This is a genomic window from Oceanospirillum maris DSM 6286 (assembly GCF_000422865.1).
Lineage (GTDB): Bacteria > Pseudomonadota > Gammaproteobacteria > Pseudomonadales > Halomonadaceae > Oceanospirillum > Oceanospirillum maris.
Window position 1 is genome coordinate 76297 of sequence record NZ_KE383936.1, and the last position, 22359, is coordinate 98655.

The 22359-nt window shown below is 41.5% G+C and carries 20 protein-coding genes and 1 tRNA gene; 18 read left to right on the top strand and 3 right to left on the bottom strand.

Annotation, left to right across the window (positions count from 1 at the left end; genetic code table 11):
• The first annotated feature begins 6 nt into the window (after positions 1 to 6).
• On the top strand, positions 7 to 516 hold the full coding sequence (locus tag G517_RS0112310; RefSeq protein ID WP_028304658.1) for a YgjP-like metallopeptidase domain-containing protein: 510 nt from the start codon (positions 7 to 9) through the stop codon (positions 514 to 516).
• A gap of 34 nt (positions 517 to 550) precedes the next feature.
• Positions 551 to 1204, top strand: a complete 654-nt coding sequence (locus G517_RS20230; RefSeq protein ID WP_051206368.1) for a FecR family protein — start codon at positions 551 to 553, stop codon at positions 1202 to 1204.
• A 132-nt stretch (positions 1205 to 1336) separates the two neighbouring features.
• Here the strand turns inward: G517_RS20230 and nadC are convergent, their stop codons facing one another.
• Positions 1337 to 2182, bottom strand: coding sequence for a carboxylating nicotinate-nucleotide diphosphorylase (gene nadC, locus G517_RS0112320; protein ID WP_028304659.1), 846 nt, complete (start codon positions 2180 to 2182; stop codon positions 1337 to 1339).
• Positions 2183 to 2341: 159 nt separating this feature from the next.
• Between nadC and ampD the strand changes: the two genes are divergently transcribed.
• The 11 genes from ampD to G517_RS0112380 all read left to right on the top strand — a co-directional run bounded on the left by ampD (position 2342) and on the right by G517_RS0112380 (position 14826).
• Positions 2342 to 2887, top strand: coding sequence for a 1,6-anhydro-N-acetylmuramyl-L-alanine amidase AmpD (gene ampD, locus G517_RS0112325; protein ID WP_028304660.1), 546 nt, complete (start codon positions 2342 to 2344; stop codon positions 2885 to 2887).
• 32 nt (positions 2888 to 2919) lie between these two features.
• The gene (locus G517_RS0112330; protein ID WP_028304661.1) at positions 2920 to 3825 is read left to right on the top strand and encodes a hypothetical protein; all 906 of its coding nucleotides are present in this window, start codon (positions 2920 to 2922) and stop codon (positions 3823 to 3825) included.
• 8 nt (positions 3826 to 3833) lie between these two features.
• Positions 3834 to 4727, top strand: coding sequence for a dTDP-4-dehydrorhamnose reductase (rfbD, locus tag G517_RS0112335; RefSeq protein WP_028304662.1), 894 nt, complete (start codon positions 3834 to 3836; stop codon positions 4725 to 4727).
• A gap of 47 nt (positions 4728 to 4774) precedes the next feature.
• The gene (locus G517_RS0112340) at positions 4775 to 5683 is read left to right on the top strand and encodes a glycosyltransferase (protein WP_028304663.1); all 909 of its coding nucleotides are present in this window, start codon (positions 4775 to 4777) and stop codon (positions 5681 to 5683) included.
• Positions 5684 to 5696: 13 nt separating this feature from the next.
• Positions 5697 to 6959 carry a sugar transferase gene (locus tag G517_RS21125; RefSeq protein ID WP_036591455.1) on the top strand — a complete coding sequence of 421 codons (1263 nt, stop codon included), beginning with the start codon at positions 5697 to 5699 and terminating at the stop codon, positions 6957 to 6959.
• A gap of 111 nt (positions 6960 to 7070) precedes the next feature.
• Positions 7071 to 7844, top strand: coding sequence for a UTP--glucose-1-phosphate uridylyltransferase (locus G517_RS19025; protein WP_245543248.1), 774 nt, complete (start codon positions 7071 to 7073; stop codon positions 7842 to 7844).
• Positions 7845 to 7887: 43 nt separating this feature from the next.
• Positions 7888 to 9525 carry a glucose-6-phosphate isomerase gene (gene pgi, locus G517_RS0112355; protein WP_028304665.1) on the top strand — a complete coding sequence of 546 codons (1638 nt, stop codon included), beginning with the start codon at positions 7888 to 7890 and terminating at the stop codon, positions 9523 to 9525.
• Positions 9526 to 9622: 97 nt separating this feature from the next.
• Entirely contained in the window at positions 9623 to 10870 is a 1248-nt protein-coding gene (locus G517_RS19030; protein WP_169447914.1) for a UDP binding domain-containing protein, read from the top strand.
• A 928-nt stretch (positions 10871 to 11798) separates the two neighbouring features.
• Positions 11799 to 12722 carry an Abi family protein gene (locus G517_RS0112370; RefSeq protein ID WP_028304667.1) on the top strand — a complete coding sequence of 308 codons (924 nt, stop codon included), beginning with the start codon at positions 11799 to 11801 and terminating at the stop codon, positions 12720 to 12722.
• Positions 12723 to 12839: 117 nt separating this feature from the next.
• Entirely contained in the window at positions 12840 to 14444 is a 1605-nt protein-coding gene (locus G517_RS20235; RefSeq protein ID WP_051206370.1) for an SNIPE associated domain-containing protein, read from the top strand.
• On the top strand, positions 14437 to 14826 hold the full coding sequence (locus G517_RS0112380) for a hypothetical protein (protein WP_028304668.1): 390 nt from the start codon (positions 14437 to 14439) through the stop codon (positions 14824 to 14826). The genes G517_RS20235 and G517_RS0112380 overlap by 8 nt, the downstream gene beginning before the upstream one ends.
• Positions 14827 to 15120: 294 nt before the next feature.
• Here the strand turns inward: G517_RS0112380 and G517_RS0112385 are convergent.
• Positions 15121 to 15205, bottom strand: a tRNA-Leu gene (locus G517_RS0112385).
• Between the two features lie 199 nt (positions 15206 to 15404).
• Here G517_RS0112385 and queA point away from each other — a divergent pair.
• The 5 genes from queA to secF all read left to right on the top strand — a co-directional run bounded on the left by queA (position 15405) and on the right by secF (position 21305).
• Entirely contained in the window at positions 15405 to 16469 is a 1065-nt protein-coding gene (queA, locus tag G517_RS0112390) for a tRNA preQ1(34) S-adenosylmethionine ribosyltransferase-isomerase QueA (RefSeq protein ID WP_028304669.1), read from the top strand.
• Between the two features lie 165 nt (positions 16470 to 16634).
• Complete coding sequence (gene tgt / locus G517_RS0112395) at positions 16635 to 17753, top strand: tRNA guanosine(34) transglycosylase Tgt (protein WP_425413779.1); 1119 nt, start codon at positions 16635 to 16637, stop codon at positions 17751 to 17753.
• Between the two features lie 299 nt (positions 17754 to 18052).
• Positions 18053 to 18382 carry a preprotein translocase subunit YajC gene (gene yajC / locus G517_RS0112400; RefSeq protein WP_028304671.1) on the top strand — a complete coding sequence of 110 codons (330 nt, stop codon included), beginning with the start codon at positions 18053 to 18055 and terminating at the stop codon, positions 18380 to 18382.
• A 75-nt stretch (positions 18383 to 18457) separates the two neighbouring features.
• On the top strand, positions 18458 to 20308 hold the full coding sequence (secD, locus tag G517_RS0112405; protein ID WP_028304672.1) for a protein translocase subunit SecD: 1851 nt from the start codon (positions 18458 to 18460) through the stop codon (positions 20306 to 20308).
• Positions 20309 to 20381: 73 nt separating this feature from the next.
• Positions 20382 to 21305 (top strand): protein translocase subunit SecF, encoded by a 924-nt coding sequence (secF, locus tag G517_RS0112410; protein WP_028304673.1) that lies wholly within the window; start codon positions 20382 to 20384, stop codon positions 21303 to 21305.
• 233 nt (positions 21306 to 21538) lie between these two features.
• Here the strand turns inward: secF and G517_RS0112415 are convergent, their stop codons facing one another.
• Positions 21539 to 22333 carry an inositol monophosphatase family protein gene (locus G517_RS0112415; RefSeq protein WP_028304674.1) on the bottom strand — a complete coding sequence of 265 codons (795 nt, stop codon included), beginning with the start codon at positions 22331 to 22333 and terminating at the stop codon, positions 21539 to 21541.
• Between the last annotated feature and the right edge of the window lie 26 nt (positions 22334 to 22359).

Genomic DNA, 22359 nt, shown 5'->3' on the forward strand with positions numbered 1-22359 from the left:
GCCCTTATGCCCTCGCAAACTTATTTAAAAGGTTACTCAGAGACAATACAGCAACAGGTACAGCAGCTGATTGAGCAAGGTAAACTAAAGTCATATCTGTTACAGCGCTATCCACAGACCCATGATATTGCCAGTAATGAGCGCCTGTATGAGTTCACCATCGGATTAAAGCAGCGCTATATGAAGAAAGCGCCGCCGCTGAAAAAAGTCTGCTTTGATCCTAAGGTTAGCGTTATTCATCATGCCCTTGGCTTAAATGCCCATATTACACGGGCCCACGGCGGCAAGTTAAAAGCCAGCCACGAAATCCGTATCGATCCTTGTTTTAAAAAGTGCCCCGAAGATTTTTTACAGATGATCCTTGTTCACGAACTGGCCCATTTAAAGGAACGGGATCACAACAAAGGTTTTTACCAGCTGTGTCAGCATATGCTGCCAGATTACTTTCAGTTAGAGTTAGATCTTCGGCTGATGCTGACATGGCAAAAGTTGGAGCAAAAAGCGTTGTACTCATAGCTTGTTTTTTTCTCGCCATTGAAAGGGTTTTGCCATGAAACGATCAATTTTAGCCTATTTAATACGTTGCTTATTAATCCCTGTTTTTATCTTTATCAGCCCAAATGTTAGCGCAGAGGGGGGGAACCGTAACGTCGTAGGAAATATTGATGGCCTCCAAGGAAAGCCGCACCTTATACGAGGTGATCGACGCATCACCGTCGATCACAATACCCTTGTGCAAACGGGTGATCGCCTTGTGACACCGAAAGGTAGCCGGTTAAGTCTGAGGTTTAATGATAACACCCGAGTCAATTTGGGTGAGACGACTCAGTTTGAGATTAAGCGTTATCAATTTGATCAAAAAGCAGGTACGTCAGATGCTCAGTTTAAGTTGCTCAAAGGCGCATTTAGGGCAATAACTGGAGCGATAGGTAAGCAAAAGAATCCTAAGTTTGAGGTTGAAACATCCGTCGCTACAATTGGGATACGGGGCACCGATTTTTTAGCGGGTTTTATCTTTTCTGAAAATCTTGATGTGGCTATGATCTCGGGAAAAGGCGTTTATATCCTAAATACTCAAGGGCAGGTTGAGATCGATCAGGCAGGGCAAGGTACTACGGTAAAAGCAGATCAAATACCGGCAAGCGTTAAAATATGGCCTAAGGAAAAATTAGAAAAAGCATTGGCAGCAACGGCGTTGAAGTAAATCGTTAACGCAGTAAGTACAGCGACTTTCCATTGATTCTAACGCCTGATTGGCAGGTATATGCATGGTATGCATGACGTGATTCGTCATGCATCCACACAGATTCTGACTAGGCATAAGCGTGGTCGATGATCAGATCTCAACTAAGCGCATAGAAAGATCAACCGCTTTACAGTCTTTAGTTAGTGCGCCAATAGAGATGTAATCAACGCCGGTTAGAGCGATATCCCGTAGCGTTTCGTCGGTGACACCGCCTGATGCTTCTAGCTTAGCTTGGCCATCTGCAATGCGTACTGCTTCTCGCATCATTTCTAATGAGAAATTGTCGATCATAATAATGTCGGCACCAGCCTCTAGAGCTTGGTTTAACTCTTCTAAGTTTTCTACTTCCACTTCTACGGGCTTACCCGGAGCGATTTCATGGGCCCGTTCGATAGAGGCCGCAATCGAGCCACAGGCTGATATATGATTTTCTTTAATCAAAAACGCATCATATAAACCGATGCGGTGATTAAAGCATCCGCCACAGGTGACTGCGTACTTCTGTGCAAGACGTAAGCCCGGTAATGTTTTTCGGGTATCGAGTAACTGTACTTTGGTGTCTGATACAAGGTCGGCATACTGCTGGCAGCGAGTCGCTGTGCCGGAAAGTGTTTGCACAAAGTTAAGCGCACAACGCTCTCCTGTTAGTAGAGAGCGAGCGGATCCTTCAAGATAAAACAGCACTTGATTTCGAGTAACACGTTCACCATCTTTTGTTTGCCAGATGACTTTTACTTCGGGGTCAATTTGACGAAACACTTCGTTTACCCAAGCCGTGCCGCACAAAATAGCATCATCACGGGTGATGACTCGTGCCCGTGCTTGTCGCTCTGCCGGTATTAGCATGGCAGTAATATCGCCGCCGCCTACATCCTCGGCAATGGCCCCAGCAACTTGGGTGGGGATATCTTTTTCTAGCAGGGGATGCGTGGACATAAACAACCTCGATCACTCATTAGGATAAAAAACTGCAAACATTATAAAGATAAATGACAATAAAAGCAGCGACTAGGACATAGCATACTGCCTGCGTAAAAGAACAGGATCAGGTAGACTGTAGCCCATTATTTATTGCGGCTAGAAATAGAGTAAAAAATGTCCCAAGATATCTGGTTACCTGATGGGATCCGTAGGCCTTCGCCTAATTTTAATCTTCGTCCAGATCCACTTATGGTCGATCTGCTGGTGATTCATAATATCAGTTTACCGCCAGGGCAATTTGGCGGAGATGACATCGAACGATTTTTTACGAATTGCCTCGATCACTCGCGCCATCCTTTTTTTAAGGAGATCGAAGGCCTTGAGGTATCTGCCCACGCCTTAATTCACCGTGATGGGCGTGTTACTCAATTTGTCCCGCTCAACAAAAGAGCGTGGCACGCAGGGCGATCAGTGTTTCAAGGGCGGGAAAACTGTAACGATTTTTCCATCGGTATCGAGCTAGAAGGTTCAGATAATTGCCCATATAGCCCGCAACAGTACCAAAGCTTGGCTCAGGTCACTTGTGAGATTTGTGACTATTACCCTAAGATTACAACGGATAGAATAGTGGGGCACAGTGATATAGCGCCAGGACGGAAGACTGACCCTGGCCCAGCATTTGACTGGGTGCGCTATCGGAATAGTGTTGCTAGCTCATAGATAGGCATAGCAAAAAGAAAGTAGAGGAAGGCATGGACTTCATCGTTTTAATTACTACATTAATATTGAGAGCTATTTTTGGCTTGGTACCTAGTGGACACGCGGACTCTTGGGTGCATAGTCTAAAAATGAAGTTCTGCAAGAAAGATGTAAAACGTGCTCGCCATCTTTATGAAGCTGAATATGGAGATACTGATGGTTGCTCAGGCTATTCTCGGCAGATGCCTGATGCATTAATATTTTTCCTCACGGTGATTTTTCCCGTATTAGCGCTTTATGTTTTTATCAATAGCCTGGATGGCATTGCCTTAGGCTTACCTGTTTTTATCATTTCTGTAGCAATACTTCTTTACAGCCTAGGTCGAAAAGACAGTATCGACTGGTTTCGAAAGTTTAATGAATCATGCAACAGAGGCGATACACAAGGTGCCTTTATATATGTATCTAAGGCTCTGAAAGAGGAAGGAAATGGTAGTGATGACACCTATTTCAATGCTCTTGTCCATATGATAAAAACGGTCGTACAAGATTTTTTTGTAATAATATTTTTGTTTTTCTTAATTGGAATAGAAGGTGCTTTTTTTTCAAGGCTTTTATTCTTATTCAGTAAGAACCATCGATTTTTTGTTAAAGATTTTTGCATATCAGAGTTTCTTAAAAATATTTTAGAATGGGTTCCTATAAGAATTTTATTTGTCTGTATGTTGCTTTCAGATGGTATTAAATATTTTTATAATAATTTAATTTTATCTAAATTTTCCATTTTGAATAGTAATGATTTTATCAGTGGGATGCTAAAAGGATCTTTTGATAAGGATTGCTCAAATTTGAACGACCATTCAAATGAAAGTGTGGATAAATTATTTTTCCAAATCGAAAAAAGTAAAGTTATATTTATCATTATACTTTCTTTGTTTGTTGTTCTAGGATTTTTATAGGTTTATATATGAATGTTTTGATTGTTGGTTCTACAGGGCAAGTGGGCTCAGAGCTTATAAAGCTAGCACCCGATTATTTTAATGTTATAGCGCCTACTTCATCTGAATTAGATGTGACAGATAAAGGATCAGTTGATGATTACTTTGTTGAATTTAACCCATTTATAGTTATTAACGCATCTGCCTATACTGCAGTTGATAAGGCTGAAACAGAAGCTGATAAAGCGTTTAGCATTAATGATAACGGTGTTAAAAATATAGCAATAGCTGCAGGAGCACGTGGAATCCCAGTATTCCATATCTCTACCGACTATGTTTTTTGTGGTAAAAAAGAGACGCCTTATACTGAGAGTGATGCCACGAACCCTATTGGTGTTTATGGTGCATCAAAATTGGCAGGAGAAAAAGCCTTAACGGAATTTTGCGATAAGCATATTATCCTGCGCACTAGTTGGGTATTCAGTTCTAGTGGCAACAATTTTGTTAAAACGATGCTGCGCCTTGGTAGAGATAGGTCTGAAATAAGTGTTGTGTCTGATCAGTTTGGCTGCCCAACGAGTGCAGCGAGCATAGCAAAAGCTTTGTGGGCCTTTGGCTGTCTTCTTTATAAATATGATAGTACGAGTACTAAAGAAGATTTCCCATGGGGGCTTTATCACTATAGTAATAAACCTTCATGTAGTTGGTACGACTTTGCTCAAGAGATATTCAAACAATCGAAACAATTAGGTTTGTTGGAACATGAACCAGGTTTAAAAGGCATTTCAACGAGTGAGTATCCTACACTAGCCAAAAGACCTAATTTCTCTATTCTAGACTGTGAGAAAATAAAGAATCTAGGGTTTGTAGATATACCTGAGTGGCAAAGTGAATTGAATGATGTTCTTTCTGATCTTATTTAATACGTTGATGACAGGTTTAGCACTTAGCTTTTTCGGGGTTTAATTTAATGAATGCTAACCACAGTCATTATAAACCAAAAATAGCAGTATTATTGGCTGCATATAATGGTAGAAAATGGATTAAAGAACAGATTGATAGCATATTAAATCAAGATAAAGTTAATGTTAATCTTTATATTAGTGTTGACTTCTCTAGTGATGGTACACACGAGTTTGTTTTGTCTGAATACGGGGCAAATAAAAAAATCATTGTTTTACCATATGGCGAAAAGTTTGGTAGTGCGGGGGCGAATTTTATTAGGCTTTTTCGTGATGTTGACTTTTCTTCTTATGATTTTATTGCACTATCGGATCAAGATGATATTTGGATGCCTTATAAGCTGAACAGAGCATATGAGAAGATGATCAATAAAATGATCGGAGCTGTATCGAGTAATGTCATCGCTTTTTGGCCGAATGGAAGAGAATCAGTTATAAAAAAATCATATCCGCAAAGAGCACTTGATTACTTGTTTGAGTCGGCAGGCCCTGGCTGTACCTTTGTGCTTAGAAATGAAGTTGCAAATAAAGTTAAAGCGTTTTTTTTAGATAATGAAGAAAAAATAAAGAATGTATATCTTCATGATTGGTTGATTTATGCTTTTTGCAGACAGAATAATATAAACTGGCTGATCGATGAAGAAGCTTCAATGTATTATCGACAACATGAGTGTAACTCAGTCGGTGCAAATATTGGTTTTTCGGCTTATATTAGCCGATTAAAAAAAATAAACGATGGTTGGTATTCGAAGCAAGTTAATAATGTTGCCAACGCTATTTTATTTCCAGACAGAAATAAATTAAATTCTCGACTTTATTTGATTAAGAATTTTAATAAAATACGTAGAAGACGTCGAGATCAAATTATTTTACTACTAGCAGTAATGTTAGGTTTGTTTCATATTAGAACCAATTGATTGGAGCCAAGTCATGAGGCTGACTTTTAATCGACGTCACTCAAAGTGGTATGAATTACTAATATTTAGTAGTGCTTTTCATGCTATATTAGGGTTGTTTTTAGTTGTTTTTGCACCTTTTTTTATTTTTCTTTCTCTACATGAGATGGAAAATGTTTTTCCTACATTGCTTTATAATTGCTCTTCATTTTTTGTCGTTTTTTATCTTTGTTATAAGGTGCAACATTTTCCTGGGGCAAGAAGTTTACCAGTATTTGTAGCGATTCCATGTATCGTTTGGGGATTGTTTGGACTGATATTTTATATTATTCACTCTTATGTTGTTTGGGAGTTAATAGCTTCTAGTTATTTTATATCTATTATTTGGAATAGTGCTAATTATTTCTTAAGTCAACGGTTTGGGCGATTAAAAATTGCAATTGTTCCCTATGGTCGGGCTCTTCAGCTGATTGGTAATATTCATGTTAATAGCCACGTGTTAGAAAAATGTGACCTTGAAGACCGACGGTTTGATGCTGTTGTTGCGGATCTTCATGCCAAGGAACTCTCTCCTGAGTGGGAGAGATTTCTTGCACGTTGTACACTTGCTCATATTCCTGTGCTTCATTTTAAACAAGTAGAAGAGGCTCTAACAGGAAAAGTTAGGATAGAGCACTTAGCAGAAAACCATTTTGGTAATTTATTGCCTTCGGGTTTTTACCTAGGTTTCAAAAGATTTTATGATACGCTAGCTGTTATACTGTTATCACCTATTCTTTTACCCTTTGTTATTGTTATTGGTATCCTAATAAAGATGGATTCAAATGGCCCTGTTTTTTTTGTTCAAAATAGAATGGGGTATCGTGGTGAAGTGTTTAAGGTCTTTAAGTTTAGAAGTATGATACACCTATCAACCGGACGTGATTTTACTGAGTTAGGCGAGGATCCAAGAATTACCAAATTCGGAAAATTTATAAGGAAATATAGAATAGATGAAATACCACAACTGATAAATATAGTTAAAGGTGATATGAGTTTTATTGGTCCAAGACCAGAATCATTGAAACTATCTGAATGGTATGAGCGAGATATCCCTTTCTTTAGTTATAGGCATGTCGTTAGACCTGGTATTTCTGGGTGGGCTCAAGTCAATCAAGGCTATGCGGCTGAATTAACAGGTATGACAAATAAATTGCAATATGACTTTTATTATATAAAGAATTTTTCAATTTGGCTTGATGTGCTTATAGCGTTAAAAACAGTCAGAACCATAGCTACAGGCTATGGTGCTAGATAACATGAAACGGATTAGTAAGGAGTCCACCTTGTTGAAAAAAGCGATTATTCCTGTCGCTGGCCTAGGTACACGATTGTTACCAATCAGTAAATCGATACCTAACTAGTCCCTGTGGTAGATAGGCCATTAATTCAGCATATTGTAGAAGAAGTTTTATCATCAGGTATAACTGAAATAATTTTAGTTACAAGATCTGGTAAGTCTGCAATTGAAAATCATTTTAATCGACTGGATGAAGTGGAATCTTTACTTAAAGAGAAAGGCAAAAATGAGCTGTTGGAGCGGCTGAACTCTAGCATATATGATGAGCTTAATATTGTAAGTATAAGACAAGATAGGGCATTAGGACTTGGGCATGCGATCTATTGTGCACAGCATCTTATTAGCCCTGATGAAAATTTTGCAGTGATTCTTCCTGATGTACTAATAAAAAACAGAACAGAATGTCAGTCAATATCGACAGATCTTGCGAAAATGGTTGAAGCATCTAATGTAACTCAATCAGCGCAAATCATGGTTCATGAAGTTGCTCCAACTGAAGTGGAGCAGTATGGCATAGTCGACTGTAAGGGTGTGGCGCTATCTCCAGGTGAGTCAACGCCAATATACAATCTGGTAGAAAAACCTACTCAGGATAAAGCGCCAAGTTGTTTATCTGTTGTCGGAAGGTATATCTTACCGGGCCGTATTATGGCAACACTTGGTAAAACAACGGCAGGTGTTGGTGGTGAGATACAATTGACAGATGCTATCTCTAGCTTAATAGCCTCAGGTTACCCTGTTGATGCCTATAGCATGACAAGTAGAGTCTTTGATTGCGGTAATATTAAAGGCTGGGCTAATGCAAATTATATTTTGGCTAAAGAAGCAGGACTAATTGATTAGTCTTTTAAAAATTTAAGATATATAGCCTTGATGTGTGGAGTTTATGGCAAAAAATAATTTGCTAACTGAAAGAAAAGCATTTCAGTTTTTAAAGGAAAATGCTGAAAATATACCTCATATAGCAGAGATATTTGATAAGCAACCTGCAAGAGGTAAAGATTATATTATCCAGACAGAGGGTATTACGCTTGATATAAGCAAGCAAAGAGTAAATGATGATTCAATAAAATTATTATGTGATCTTTATTATGAGTCAAATGTTCCAGAACATATTAAAATGTTATTCAATGGTAGCTTAGTCAATAAGAGTGAAGACCGTGCTGCATTACATACCCAGCTACGGGTACCAAAAGAGAAGCAAAAAGAAAGCTATAATATAGTTAATGATCAATTAGACCATATGGAGCTAATTGTTAATCAAATACACAATGGCACTTGGCGTGGTTTTTCAGGAAAACGAATAACAGATGTTGTTAATTTGGGTGTGGGTGGTAGTGATTTAGGGCCATTAATGGTCTGCCATGCTCTGAGAGAGTACTCTTTACCATCAGTTGGTTCTTTAAATGTACATTTTGCATCGACTATTGATGGCAGCCAATTATTTGGCTTATTAAAGGATTTAAAACCTGAAACCACAGTATTCCTTATAGCATCAAAATCGTTCACAACTATAGATACATTATCCAATGCAAATACAGCACGGTCATGGCTTCTTAGCGTATGTCCTAATAAAGAGTTGATGCTACGCTGTCATTTTATTGGTATATCTTCTTCTGCAGAAAAGATGAGCGAGTGGGGCATTGTAGAGAAGAATCAGCTATCAATATGGGACTGGGTCGGCGGGCGTTACTCGCTGTGGTCTTCCGTTGGCTTATCTATTGCTCTTGCTTTAGGTATGCCTTTGTTTCGGGAGCTTTTGAAGGGTGCCCATAGTTTAGATGAGCACTACCGAACGAGTCCCCCAGAGAAAAATATACCGGTGATGATGGCTCTTATTGGTATTTGGAATGTTAATATACTCAATATTAAAGCTCAGGCGATTCTTCCTTATGATGGTCGTCTTAAATACTTTCCTTCTTACCTCACTCAACTAGAAATGGAAAGTAATGGTAAGTCGGTTACACAAGATGGCGAGCCTATCGATTACTCAACATGCCCTATTTTATGGGGAGAAGTTGGTGCTAATGCACAGCATGCGTTTTATCAATTACTACACCAAGGTACGCAATCTGTAGCGGCTGACTTTATTCTGGCAGCCAAGCGATATGATACGAATCAAGATGACTCACATAAAAATTCTTTAGTTGCGCAGCATGAACTGAATATATCAAACTGCTTAGCTCAATCAAGAGTTCTTGCTTTTGGTAACTACGCAATAGGAAATAATTCAAACCCATTTAGAAATTATCCAGGTAATCAGCCTTCTTCAACGTTAGTATTGCCAAAACTAGATGCATTTACCTTAGGTAGTTTGATCGCTTGTTATGAACATAAAGTATTTACTCAGGCTGTTATTTGGGGCATTAACCCGTTTGATCAATGGGGTGTTGAGCTTGGTAAGCAAGTTGCATCACAGTTGAAATGTCTGTTCTCTGAAGACAATGAGCCTAATAAAGCTGGAGCGCTTGATAGCTCCACTTTAGCCCTAGCGAGTATGATTCAAGACTTCAGGAAAGAATAGAATAATGAAAATTCGTATTTTAGGCGACGGCCTTGAGGCTTGGACGATCGCTGCAGTATTTGCCTCAACGGGCTGCCATGTTGAATTAGCTTCTAATATGAAATTAGCGGTTAATATGACAAGTGCGAGCTTTTTATCCGATATAGAAAAACAAAATAATAGTTTAAAAAATGAACTGGTAGAACCTGATTTAATACGATTGATTGTAGAGCAAAAAGATAGATTGACCGTTATTCCACAAGATAATGAATACCGTGATCATATTGATATATTGCTAGATGCTAGGCTAGATGCCGCTGAAGAAAAGCATTTAATAGCCTTAGAAAGGTATGCAAATTCTTGTTCGGAAAATAATAATTTAGGTGTTTATGTTTTAACGCAGCCTGTAAAAGTTGGAGCAACAGATGCTCTAGAAGAAAGATTAAAGAATACAGGTTTAACGTGTATTGATTGTGTTTACTGGCCTCTATTTATAGAGTCTGGGCGTGCTGTCGAGAGCTATGTCACCGCTGAGCGATACATTATTGGCGGAGGTTGTGAAGAGTCTCAAAACAAAATAAAGCAGCTGATACACCCTTTTAACAGAAATAACTCTAGTATCATGCTTATGCCTGCTAAAGCAGCAGAGATGACAAAGCTCGCGATTAACGGCATGTTAGCCACACGGGTTAGCTTTATGAATGAGCTAGCGGCCCTGGCAAGTGAACATGAAGTGGATATTGATTTTGTTAGACAAGGCCTAGGATCCGATCCCCGAATAGGCAGCCAGTATCTTTATCCTGGATGTGGCTTTGGTGGCGACGCTTTTTTAAATACGCTTAATCACCTGAGTGAAGAATTTGAACGAGGCAAAGAAAGTAAGAAATATAATCTGTTATCGAGCGTGTGGGAAATAAACCAACAGCAAAAAGACCTGCTTTTCCAAAAATTCTGGCGCTACTTTAATGCCGATATAAAAGGGTGTTCCGTCGCTATTTGGGGGTGTGCTTTTAAGCCAGAAACGGCAAGCATTATTGGCAGTGCTGCACTTGAGCTAATTCCATCATTACTGGCACATGATGTCTTTATCAAAATATATGATCCGATCGCCGCCAATAGTGTGCAGAGCTGGTTAGGCGAACACCCTCTGGTGGAGTACAGCTCAAGTCCGGAGGAATCGGCGCAGGATGTTAACGCGATTATGCTGCTCACGGATTGGAAGATTTTTTGGAATTTGGACTTAAGGTCAATCGCTAAGTTGATGCGAACGCCTCTGCTGTTAGATGGTAGAAATATCTATGATCCTGAACAAGCAAGGACTAGCGGCCTAATCTATTCAGGCATTGGCCGTGGCGAGACTATTTGAAATATGTGTCACCCCCTAGAGGGTTAGCTATTTTCCCCTTCTCATGTCATTTAATGATTTCAGAGAATAGATTTTGATATGCCGGTTTACTGAGCATCTTAATGGTTATTATGGGCCTACTACACGCAGGCATCCGGCGGGTTTGGGGGGATGGCACGAATCTTGTCATTGGTGAAACGAAACCGTTTTTCCATAATCCTCCTCCGAAAGAATGGATATCAGAGAAATAATTTATGTTTGAAAAACGGTTTGTTACGGCTTAGGACGTTAATAGATGTCGCGGTACTAGGTCTGGATTCCAAACCCATGTAGATTTAACCACCGATATTACATCAAACCTTGTCGACTTATAGAATAATAACGTTGCGGTTCCGCGCCCTACCTGACAAGTTCGTACATGGTTCTTCTCGAAGGGGGTTAATTAAGAGGTATCTAATGCATGTATGTACAACTTGAAACGGCTTTTATCATCATAGGCCTCAGCGATGTATAGCCGCACCTCCACATTTAATATGGCCGAATACCATACCGGTAACATATAGAACGTCGAGGGGTCTAGGAATGTCAGTTAAGGGGCGAGCTAAGATTTCTTCTAGTGCGCGTTTTTCATCTTCCAGACATTCCGCCCGTTCCTTCGCCTGATTAAACAGTTGTTTTTCCCAGCAGGGATATATCTCCCAAGTAGGCTCAACTTGATCCGCAAGAAAGCATCCTGAATAGGTTGTATTCCGTACGAAATAGACCTCCTGGCCACAGTCAAAACAGTGAGTAAGGAACAGGTTCTGTGTTTCACTTACATCATTACCCATATCTGATGAGTTGCATCCTGCGCTGTGCAGAATTAAAATGAACTCAACATAACCGCCACGCCTATCGAAGAAGCGCAACCTTGGCGGTTTTTTTATGCCTATCTGGAGCTGAATGACTCATGGTTGAGGATTATAAGAAGCCAGCGCTAACATTTTCTGAGCAACTGGATCACCTGAAGCACAGGGGACTGGTTATTGATAATGAAGATGAGGCGTTGCGCCAGTTATCCTCTATCAGCTACTACCGTCTTAGCGGTTATTGGTATCCATTCCGAGAAAGGGATGCTCAAGGGCTGATTGGCAGTCGTTTCATTAAGGGGGCTCGGTTCGATCAGGCTATTGAGTTATATGTGTTTGATAGGAAGCTTCGCTCACTGACTCTCGATGCCTTAGAGCGGATTGAAGTTGCAGTACGTACTCAGATTACCTACCACATGGGGCATAAGTACGGAGCCTTTGGCCACACTGATGCAAGTAACTTTCACGCCAAATTTGATCATGCCAGGTGGTTAGCAAAGCTGGAGGAGGAAACCCGTCGATCATCAGATGAGTTCATCCGCCACTATAAAGGCAAATATAATGGCTTCCCCCATGTTCCTGTATGGATGCTGACAGAAGTCATGAGCTTTGGTGCCTTGTCTTTTTTCTACAAAGGTCTGAGAAATGACCATAAAGCAGGCATTGAAGACAAGAAAGCGGTTGCCCAGCACTTTGGTCTGCATCACAAGCGGTTAGGTGACTGGTTGCATACGTTTACTTATGTGCGAAATGTTTGTGCCCATCATAGCCGATTGTGGAACCGCAAATTGGCTATTCTACCTGATAAAGCAAAGCTTCCAGAATGGTCTCCACCGATTACTCCCCGAAATGACCGTGTCTTCTATGTATTACTGATGCTTAGGCACTTACTACGGCATATTGGTAATGATCAAGATTGGGTTGATGACGCTACCGCATTAATTGAGCCGATAACGAGTATTCCGGCTTATCGTATGGCAATGGGGGTTCCAGATGGGTGGCGAGAGCATCCTCTTTGGGAATAAAGAATAGTTGGCTATTCTTTTCAGCTGTATTTTATATTGGGTTAAAAAAAGCTTTGGGTTAGCATTGACTGATTGCTCAGTTTATTAAGTGTCTTATGTTAGTTTTTAGGAATCGTTATGTTTGGGCTAGTTAGGAAAGCACTGTTAGTTAAGGCTGAAGAAAAAAACTCATCCTTAGAGGAAGAGCTAATTGCTGCTCGATGGGAATTATCAGCAATAAAAGACGTTGTTGAATCTCCGAAATATAAAAAGATAGTTGATTTAGCAGAGCTCGAGAGTGAGCTTGAATCCCTACAAGCATCCTATTCTGATATTCAGTTTCACTGCAAGGCTGAAAAGGAAAATGCCGATCAGTATTTATCAGATATAAAAGTGCAGTGTGAAAATGAATTAGATGCTCATAGAAAAAATATTGAACTCGATCTCTCTGAATTAGCTTCTCAAGTTGAGGAGGCAAATCAGAAGAAAGAATTGATGCTTTCTCAAGCAGAAGCCAGTCGGGATAAAATAATAAAGAATGCTCATTTAGAAGCTGATTCTATATCAGAAGAAAAACTAGCAAAATTAAATAGTGACCTAGAATTTTTGAAAATAAAAAAACAGGCATTAGATCAAACAATAAGTAAGTTGGAGGAAGACATCCTAGACTTGGAAATGACTAAAGAAAATCACGACGTCATATCAACAGTATCAACATTTGACCAGTTGATCGATGGATCTCCAAGCGAAGATATAAAGGAAAAATTAGAGCTGGTAAAGGAAAAGAAAAAGACACTTATTAAGAACGGAAAAGCATTTATTATAAAGAGCGATATTCTTTGGAATAATAATCTTTCCAAAGGACGGGCACGACAAAAGAGACAGGCTAAGTTTTTATTAACTGCATTTAATGCCGAAGTTGATAATATTATAGCAAAAACAAGTTATCGAAATTTTTCTGCTAGTACAAAAAAAATTGAAAAATGGTTTCATAAGGTCAATAAGAGTGGAAGTGACAGCTTCTTAGAAATAACTCGTGAGCTATTGTTTCTTCGCTTAGAAGAGCAGCGCCATGTTTTTGAATATAATTATAGGAAGCAAGCTGAGATTGAAGAGCAGCGCTTCATGAGGGAGTCTATACGGGAAGAAGAAAAAGTTAAGAGGGAAATTGAATCTTTCATTACGGCTAGGGAAAAAGAAGAAAAAGCCTATCAATCAGATTTAGACAAAGCGATATCGGAAGCCAATAGCGCTAATGATGAAGAGGTAAAAAAATTAAATGCTCATATAGCTGAACTTAGATTGAAGCTTGAAAGAGCTACATCTGAGAAAGAGCGTGCTCTTAGTATGGCTCAGCTTACAAGGTCTGGTTATGTCTACATTATATCCAATAAAGGATCATTTGGAGAGGATGTGTATAAGATCGGTATGACTAGGCGTTTAGAGCCAATGGATAGGGTTAAGGAGTTAGGAGGTGCATCTGTTCCTTACTATTTTGATGTTCATGCGCTAATACCTTCTGATGATGCCCCTGCTTTGGAAAATAAGCTTCATTCTCGGTTTTCTCAACAACGTGTAAATAAGATTAATCATCGACGTGAGTTCTTTAAGCTTACATTTAAAGAGATTCAAGATGCTCTTGATGATTATGTGGATGAAGATTTTAATTTAGTAAAAGATGTTCTTTCTGAGCAGTATGAAGAGTCAATTATTTTGGAAGGTATGGAGGAAGCTAATGGCTAGCATTGTTAATGATTTGAAAAAAATACAGAGAGTATCTTCGGTTGTAATTAGGGCTATTGAACGCTGTTTTCAAAATTTCGACATATCACTCGTATCATCTGAATATAGTTATGGGGAGTTCACTATTAAGTTAGATGTTCGAGTTTTTGATGGTTATGAAATTGACGCAGATTTATGTAACAAAAATGCAAAAGATTGTGCCCGCCTTTTTATAAATAGGGTGATAAAGTGCTCCGATGATATGATCAATGGTCTTGATAAAGAAGAAAAAAGGTATAGAAGAGAGGTTGATGAATATAGGGATTCTTATACAGATGCATCACCTATCAGTTTATCTTCTGCTTTAATGTTTAAGCAAATTATTGAAAATATAAAAGTCTAATTCATTGTAAGTAAAAGCTTTGGGCAATTAAGAGGGAGCTTTCAGAGGTAGTGTTCATAGTTCTGTATCACGTTTTAGTTTTTCATAATAGTATACTTTTTAACTATTGATAGTAATCAAGGGCACCCAGCCATGTAGCCACATTTGTGTGCACTCGTATTTCTTCTTCTGGGTGAAATTATTGATGATGACTACGAAAGTCTTACCAGACGGTAGGCCCGGAAATAGACAGGGGCAGGAAGCCCAGAAACAAAAAAAGCCCACATTTCTGTGAGCTTTTTTCGAGATATTCAGTGGTACCGGTGGGCGGACTCGAACCGCCACGCCGCGAGGCAAGGGATTTTGAATCCCTCGTGTCTACCAATTTCACCACACCGGCACTTTTGCACGACACTTAAACCTAACCTAAGTATATGTAAGCTTATTGATCACTCTTCGGAAAACAGCGATCTGTGCAAACGTGTGGCGTATTATAAAAGAATCTGGCGCGTCGTCAATGACTTCGTTGCAAGTTTCCGATAATATTCTGTTCTTCTTTTTTCCCTCGCAGGCAACTGCAGACAACAACAGACTCTTAAATGCTACGAACTGACTTCTCTTTCGATCTGCCTGACGCTTTAATTGCCCGCTATCCAACCACAGAACGTACCGCTAGTCGTTTGCTGTGTGTGAACGGTGAAACCAGCGATATAAGCCATGGGCACTTTACCGATATTTTAGATTTGGTACGCCCCGGTGATCTTATGGTGTTTAACGACACCCGTGTCATTCCTGCCCGTTTATTTGGTCAGAAAGAAAGCGGTGGCAAAATTGAAATTCTGTTAGAGCGTCTTCAGGACAATAATCGTGCTCTAGCGCATATTCGTTCGAGTCGCTCGCCTAAAGCGGGAGCCAAGCTTATTTTGGTGGACGGTTCTCAGGTTGAAGTCTTGGGTCGTCAGGATGCGTTATTTGAGTTGCAGTTTGATCCTGCGGTCGATCTGTTGGCACTGCTTGAGCAGATCGGTCATATGCCGCTGCCACCTTATATCGACCGCGAAGATGAGCTGGACGATCGTGAGCGCTATCAAACGGTTTATGGCAAAAATGCTGGAGCCGTTGCCGCACCAACTGCGGGTCTGCACTTTGATGAACCCTTATTGCAAGCGTTAACTAATAAAGGTGTTGAAACCGCCTTTGTCACCTTGCATGTGGGGGCGGGTACGTTCCAGCCGGTCAAGGCGGATAATATTTTCGAACACCACATGCATTCAGAGTTTGTACAGGTAAGCGCTGAGGTCTGTGAGCAGATAAAAACAACTAAAGCCCGTGGTAATCGTGTGATTGCGGTAGGTACAACGAGTGTGCGCTGCCTAGAAACAGCGGCTAAGTTAAGCGCCGCAGAAAGTGAGATTGAGCCGGTACAGACGGATACTAATATTTTTATCTATCCCGGTTATCGCTTTCAGGTGGTGGATGCGTTGGTGACAAACTTTCACCTGCCAGAATCAACACTCCTAATGCTGGTGAGTGCTTTGGCGGGCTACAGCACCATGATGCAGGCCTATAAAGAAGCGGTTGAAGAAAAATACCGTTTCTTTAGTTATGGCGATGCCATGTTTATCACTCAGAACCCTAAGCCTGATTTGCCCCCTAGCGCTTAAGCGCTTTGGTGGTGGATTGCTGCTGAGTTTTCAGAATAGTTAAAAGCCCCGACCTTTTTTCTCGCGAGGTGACATAGCGGAGAAAAAACGTCGTTTTCCGATATCAGACACACTTACTGACAGGCTTAATGGCCATTGGATTTTGATATGTCTCGTGAATGTTTTATGAAGTATGAGCTAAAAGCCACTGACGGTAAGGCCCGTCGTGGAGAGATGACCTTTCCTCGAGGCAAGGTGCAGACTCCCGCGTTTATGCCTGTGGGTACCTATGGCACGGTAAAAGGTATGTTGCCCCGTGATATTGAAGAAATTGGTGCCGAAATTATTTTGGGCAACACTTTCCATCTGATGCTGCGCCCCGGCACGGAGGTCGTGAAGAAACACGGCGATCTGCACGACTTTATTCAATGGAAAGGCCCGATTCTGACCGATTCGGGCGGTTTTCAGGTGTTTAGCTTAGGGGCTATGCGCAAAATCTCTGAGAAGGGTGTTGAATTTCGCTCTCCGGTCAATGGTGAAAAAGTCTTTATCGATCCTGAGCGTTCTATGCAGGTACAGCGAGATTTAGGCTCTGATATCGTTATGATTTTTGATGAGTGCACGCCTTACCCTGCAACCCATAAAGAAGCGAAAGACTCTATGGAGATGTCTTTGCGCTGGGCTAAACGCTCGAAAGAGGCCCATGGTGATAACCCTTCTGCGTTATTCGGTATTATTCAAGGCGGAATGTATAAGGATCTGCGTGAAGTCTCGTTAGAAGGCCTCACCAATATCGATTTTGATGGTTACGCCATTGGCGGCCTGTCGGTCGGTGAGCCAAAAGATGAGATGATTAAGGTGCTCGATTACCTGCCAGCGATGATGCCAGAGAATCGTCCACGTTATTTAATGGGTGTGGGTAAGCCAGAAGATTTAGTAGAAGGTGTGCGCCGTGGCATTGATATGTTCGACTGTGTCATGCCAACACGTAATGCTCGTAACGGTCACTTGTTTACCGCTGATGGTGTGGTTAAGATCCGCAATGCGGTACATCGTCATGATGATGGCTCGTTAGAAGAAGACTGTGATTGCTACACATGCCAGAATTTTAGCCGCAGCTATTTGCATCATTTAGACAAGTGTAAAGAGATGTTGGGCGCACAGTTAAATACCATCCATAACCTGCGTTATTACCAGCGTTTAATGGCTGGTTTGCGTGAGGCGATTGAACAGGGTAAATTGGATAACTTTGTTAGTGCCTTCTACGCTCGTATTGGACGGGAAGTGCCTGAATTAGCAGACTAAAATTAAAGATTTTAGAGAGTCGGACTAAGATATCTTATGGTAGGAACTTGTCTGCTATTTTGATGTCAATGCCGGTTCGGCTGGTTTTAAAGAAGGGTTGAAACGGTTTTAAAAGGGCTAAAAGACATGGGGCTTATCCCGAACCTAGCCCTTGTATTTAAGCTAAATAGACCGCATCTAGTTGTCATAACGAGAATGCTGCTATTGCTTTTCTTAATAACGGAATTGGCTTAATACGGTTTGAATGTTCGATCAATAAAAAATCCTAACACTTTGTATACTCTATAGAGGACTCATCAATGAGCTTTTTTATCTCTCCAGCATTTGCTGAAGGTGCATCAGTCAGTGAGCCAGGCGCAATGGGCCAGATCTTTCTACTGGTTGGCTTCGTGGTTATTTTTTACTTTATGCTGTGGCGTCCACAAAGCAAACGTGCCAAAGAGCACCGTGAGCTAGTTTCGGGTATCAGCAAAGGTGATGAAGTTGTGATCGGTGGCGGCTTAGTGGGTCGTATCGTTAAAGTATCTGAAGAATTTATTGTATTGGAAGTGTCAGAGGGTACAGAAGTGAATGTACAAAAAGCCTCTGTAGTCGCTGTTCTGCCTAAAGGCACGATAAAGTCCATCTAAGTGCATCCAGATACTGCCGGCGCCCGCCGGCAGTATCGGTTTTACGGGCGGGTGTTTTAAGGAACGTAACAGCTCATGATCAATAAATATCCTCTCTGGAAATATCTGCTGATTCTTATGGTTGTGGCAATGGGTGTTATCTATGCCCTGCCAAACCTGTATCCAGATGATCCTGCCGTACAGCTTGCGCCTCAGCGTGGCTCGGTTCAAATTACAGAACGACATCTTAGCCAAGTCACTCGCGCGTTAGACAATGCGAATATTGAATACTTTGGCCAAGATATTGAGAACAATAACGGCATCATCCGCTTTAAGAGTGATGATGACCAGTTAAAAGCTAAGACTCTGATTCAAGAAGCGCTGGGTGAAGATTTTGTTGTTGCGTTGAATCTTGCACCAACAACCCCTCAATGGCTGATGGATCTGGGCGCAGGCCCAATGAAGTTAGGCCTTGATTTACGTGGTGGTGTGCACTTCCTGATGGAAGTGGATATGAAAGAAGCACTGTCTCAGCGTAATGAAGTCTATATTAGCGAGATGAAAACACTGCTGCGAAGTGAGCGTTTACGTTATCGCCGTATCAGTCGCGAGGAAGGTACTATTCGTGTTCTTTTCACTAATGAAGAGTACTTGAGTAAGGCCAAAACGGTCATTCGTAGCGAATTCCCAGATTTTGTTCAGACAGAGAAAGTTGAAGGTGAAAACCTTTATCTTGATTTAAAATTATCTGACAAAGCCGCTCGTGATATTGAAGACTATGCTGTAAAGCAAAACTTAACGACGCTGCGTAACCGTGTGAATGAACTGGGTGTTTCTGAGCCTTTAGTTCAGCGACAAGGTCGTAACCGAATCGTTATTGAATTACCTGGTGTACAGGATACGGCTGCGGCAAAACGTATTTTGGGGGCTACGGCTAACCTAGAGTTCCGCTTAGAGGCGGCGTCTGATGCCGGTACATTAGATACAGAAGAGTATCCGTTCCGAGACAGTGCGTCCCGTCGTGCAACCCTTGAGCGCGACATTATTATCACCGGTAACAGTGTTTCTAATGCGCAATCATCCTTTGATGAGAATAGTCAACCGCAGGTTAATATCGACTTGGATACCCAAGGCGGTAAGTTGATGAACCGTGCAACCCGTAACAATATTCGTCGACGTATGGCGGTGCTGTTTGTCGAACATAAAGTTAAAACGCGGGTTATTGAAACCGAAGGTGAAAAGATTGAGCAGCGTATTCCTTACGTTGAGAAGCATATTATCTCTTTGGCGACCATTCAGAGTGCTTTGGGTAACAGCTTCCGTATTACCGGTTTAGACTCGCCGAGTGAATCGTCGGAGCTGGCGCTATTGCTGCGAGCAGGTTCTTTGGCGGCACCGATCTACTTTGTAGAGGAGCGCACCATTGGCCCAAGCCTTGGTAAGGAAAATATTGAGCTGGGCATAAACTCTGTACAGATCGGTATGGCATTTGTAGTGCTCTTTATGTTGGCTTATTACCGTTTATTCGGTTTGATTGCCAACGTGGCTCTTAGTGCAAACCTGATCTTATTGGCAGCGTTAATGTCGATGATGTCCGCCACGCTAACCTTGCCGGGTATTGCGGGTATCGTATTGACCTTGGGTATGGCGGTGGATGCTAACGTGTTGATCTTCTCTCGTATCAAAGAGGAGATGCAAAACGGTGCATCACCACAAATGGCGATTCATGCCGGTTTTGAACGGGCCTTTGTCACTATTTTTGATGCCAACTTGACCACCTTATTGGTGGCTGTGATTCTATTCGCCGTGGGCACTGGCCCCGTGAAAGGTTTCGCGGTAACTCTGTCGTTGGGTATTATCACTTCCATGTTTACCGCCATTATGGTGACGCGTGCGTTAGTGAATGTTACTCATGGTGGCCGTCAGCTGAAAAAGCTGTCGATCTGAGTGTCTTTTTGATCACATCAGGTGGGCTTTTGTCCGCCTGATAAGTGAGAAACCCGATAAAGTGGGAAAACGTATGTCACGGATCAATCGCTCCATCGATTTTATGGCCAAGCGCAAAATCGCTGGATATATCTCTGCTATTCTAGTGGTGTTATCACTAGTCTCTTTGGCAGTTAATCAATTAAAGCTAGGTCTGGATTTCACGGGTGGTACGCTGGTAGAAGTTAGTTTTCAGCAAGCGCCGGAATTGAATGATCTACGCAAAGAGCTTGAAATTGCTGGCTTTGACGATGTAACGGTACAGAATTTTGGTAGTGATCGAGATGTCTTGGTACGCCTAGGGCAAGGTTTTTCTCCAACGGTGGGTGATAGTGTTTTATCTGCAATTAAGCAGAACGCATCTTATAACGTTGAATTAAAACGTGCAGAGTTTGTCGGCGCTCAGGTTGGTGAAGAACTGAGAGATCAAGGCGGCCTGGGCATGTTGCTAGCCCTTGGTTTAGTCATGGCTTATGTTGCGTTTCGCTTCCAGCTTAAGTTCTCGGTAGCGGCGGTATCCGCTTTAGCTCATGATGTGATTATTATGCTGGGGCTGTTTTCCGTTTTACAGTTGGACTTCGACCTAACCGTGCTGGCAGCGGTACTGGCGGTGATTGGTTATTCATTGAACGATACAATCGTTGTGGCTGACCGTATCCGTGAAAACTTCCGTCGCCTACGTACCGGCACGCCTACTGATATTGTGAATGTATCCCTGAATCAGACTTTGGGTCGCACTCTGATCACCTCTTTAACAACCTTGCTTGTGCTGCTGGCATTGTTTTTCTTTGGTGGCGAGCTGATACACAACTTTGCAGTGGCTTTGTTGGTTGGTGTTGTCGTGGGTACTTACTCCTCAATCTATGTGGCGGCCAATGTACTCTTGGCGTTGAAAGTTGATCGCGATGACTTGATCGTGCCGGAGAAAGAAGGGTTGGAAGAAGATGATCGTCCTTAAGTGTTATCGGGATCAATTTCATGGAAATATGATTGTTTGATAGCACTAGATAGGTAAGAAAGGCCGGTATTTTTTACCGGCCTTTTTTGTGCTTTTGTTTTATACACACTGATATAAAAAACGCCCCAACCCTTTTGAGGTTGGGGCGTCGGCTTTCGTAGAGAAAGAAAGCAAAACACTAACACTTATTAAAACTAATGCTTATTAAATAAGTGTTTATCGATAATTTTTACTTACAAATGGCTTTTTACCATCTGCAATAGAACCTTGTACATCTTAGGATTGGCTAAGATAAGGTTACCATCCTGCGGTAAGTTTGGGCTGCCGTCAATGGCTCCGATAAGAGAACCTGTTTCTTTCGAGAAAAGAGCAGCGATACGCATCTCTTGGTCTTTGGCGCCAAAAACAATACTCGCATCCGTATGGCCTACCGCTGTGCTCAGTAGGTCTAGTAGTGTACAGCCACTACTGTGGAAGCTTTCTGCCACTTGTCCTAACTGTTGGGTCATGCCCAAGTAAGTTGGGAAATTACGGGCGCGAGAATTTAGGTTTGGTAACGGAAGCGCATATTTACCGGCTTCAATCGAACGCAGTTTACTAGAGCGCATACGGCGACCGTTCATTTGTGCGCCGCGACCACGTGATGCATAAAACTCATCACCGGTGAACGGGTTGATCACAATAACGTGCTCTAATTTTTCTTTGATTTCGATACTAATGGAAACCGCGCTCATAGGAATAGAGCGGGCAAGGTTGTTCCACCCATGAGTAGGCTGCACGTTCCAAAGAATATCTTTACCTTCGCCCGTACCTAGAGCGAGACGCTCGTACTGACCTTTGAAGCTATGATCTGGGTGAGCACGACGTAGTTGGTTGATGATATAGCTTTCGACAGAGCGAGCTGTATCATCAAGAAGCTGGTCGATTTTGTTATCTTCACGAGCAAACTCAAGACGCTCGTTAATACGCTGAAAATTTTGCACAGCACTACGCGCAGTGCGCAGCGCCAATTGAACCATTGGATGCATGCGATTACCGTTAGGTGAAACATTGT

What these genes read in the sequence shown, in the direction of transcription:
- ampD (WP_028304660.1), top strand. Translation starts at nt 2,342, where the DNA reads ATGTCCCAAGATATCTGGTTACCTGATGGGATCCGTAGGCCTTCGCCT.
- G517_RS0112380 (WP_028304668.1), top strand. Translation starts at nt 14,437, where the DNA reads ATGGCTAGCATTGTTAATGATTTGAAAAAAATACAGAGAGTATCTTCG.
- tgt (WP_425413779.1), top strand. Translation starts at nt 16,635, where the DNA reads ATGAAGTATGAGCTAAAAGCCACTGACGGTAAGGCCCGTCGTGGAGAG.
- rfbD (WP_028304662.1), top strand. Translation starts at nt 3,834, where the DNA reads ATGAATGTTTTGATTGTTGGTTCTACAGGGCAAGTGGGCTCAGAGCTT.
- queA (WP_028304669.1), top strand. Translation starts at nt 15,405, where the DNA reads ATGCTACGAACTGACTTCTCTTTCGATCTGCCTGACGCTTTAATTGCC.
- yajC (WP_028304671.1), top strand. Translation starts at nt 18,053, where the DNA reads ATGAGCTTTTTTATCTCTCCAGCATTTGCTGAAGGTGCATCAGTCAGT.
- G517_RS0112415 (WP_028304674.1), bottom strand. Translation starts at nt 22,333, where the DNA reads ATGCATCCAATGGTTCAATTGGCGCTGCGCACTGCGCGTAGTGCTGTG.
- G517_RS0112330 (WP_028304661.1), top strand. Translation starts at nt 2,920, where the DNA reads ATGGACTTCATCGTTTTAATTACTACATTAATATTGAGAGCTATTTTT.
- G517_RS0112310 (WP_028304658.1), top strand. Translation starts at nt 7, where the DNA reads ATGCCCTCGCAAACTTATTTAAAAGGTTACTCAGAGACAATACAGCAA.
- G517_RS19030 (WP_169447914.1), top strand. Translation starts at nt 9,623, where the DNA reads ATGAAATTAGCGGTTAATATGACAAGTGCGAGCTTTTTATCCGATATA.
- G517_RS20230 (WP_051206368.1), top strand. Translation starts at nt 551, where the DNA reads ATGAAACGATCAATTTTAGCCTATTTAATACGTTGCTTATTAATCCCT.
- secF (WP_028304673.1), top strand. Translation starts at nt 20,382, where the DNA reads ATGTCACGGATCAATCGCTCCATCGATTTTATGGCCAAGCGCAAAATC.
- nadC (WP_028304659.1), bottom strand. Translation starts at nt 2,182, where the DNA reads ATGTCCACGCATCCCCTGCTAGAAAAAGATATCCCCACCCAAGTTGCT.
- secD (WP_028304672.1), top strand. Translation starts at nt 18,458, where the DNA reads ATGATCAATAAATATCCTCTCTGGAAATATCTGCTGATTCTTATGGTT.
- pgi (WP_028304665.1), top strand. Translation starts at nt 7,888, where the DNA reads ATGGCAAAAAATAATTTGCTAACTGAAAGAAAAGCATTTCAGTTTTTA.
- G517_RS0112370 (WP_028304667.1), top strand. Translation starts at nt 11,799, where the DNA reads ATGGTTGAGGATTATAAGAAGCCAGCGCTAACATTTTCTGAGCAACTG.
- G517_RS21125 (WP_036591455.1), top strand. Translation starts at nt 5,697, where the DNA reads ATGAGGCTGACTTTTAATCGACGTCACTCAAAGTGGTATGAATTACTA.
- G517_RS20235 (WP_051206370.1), top strand. Translation starts at nt 12,840, where the DNA reads ATGTTTGGGCTAGTTAGGAAAGCACTGTTAGTTAAGGCTGAAGAAAAA.
- G517_RS0112340 (WP_028304663.1), top strand. Translation starts at nt 4,775, where the DNA reads ATGAATGCTAACCACAGTCATTATAAACCAAAAATAGCAGTATTATTG.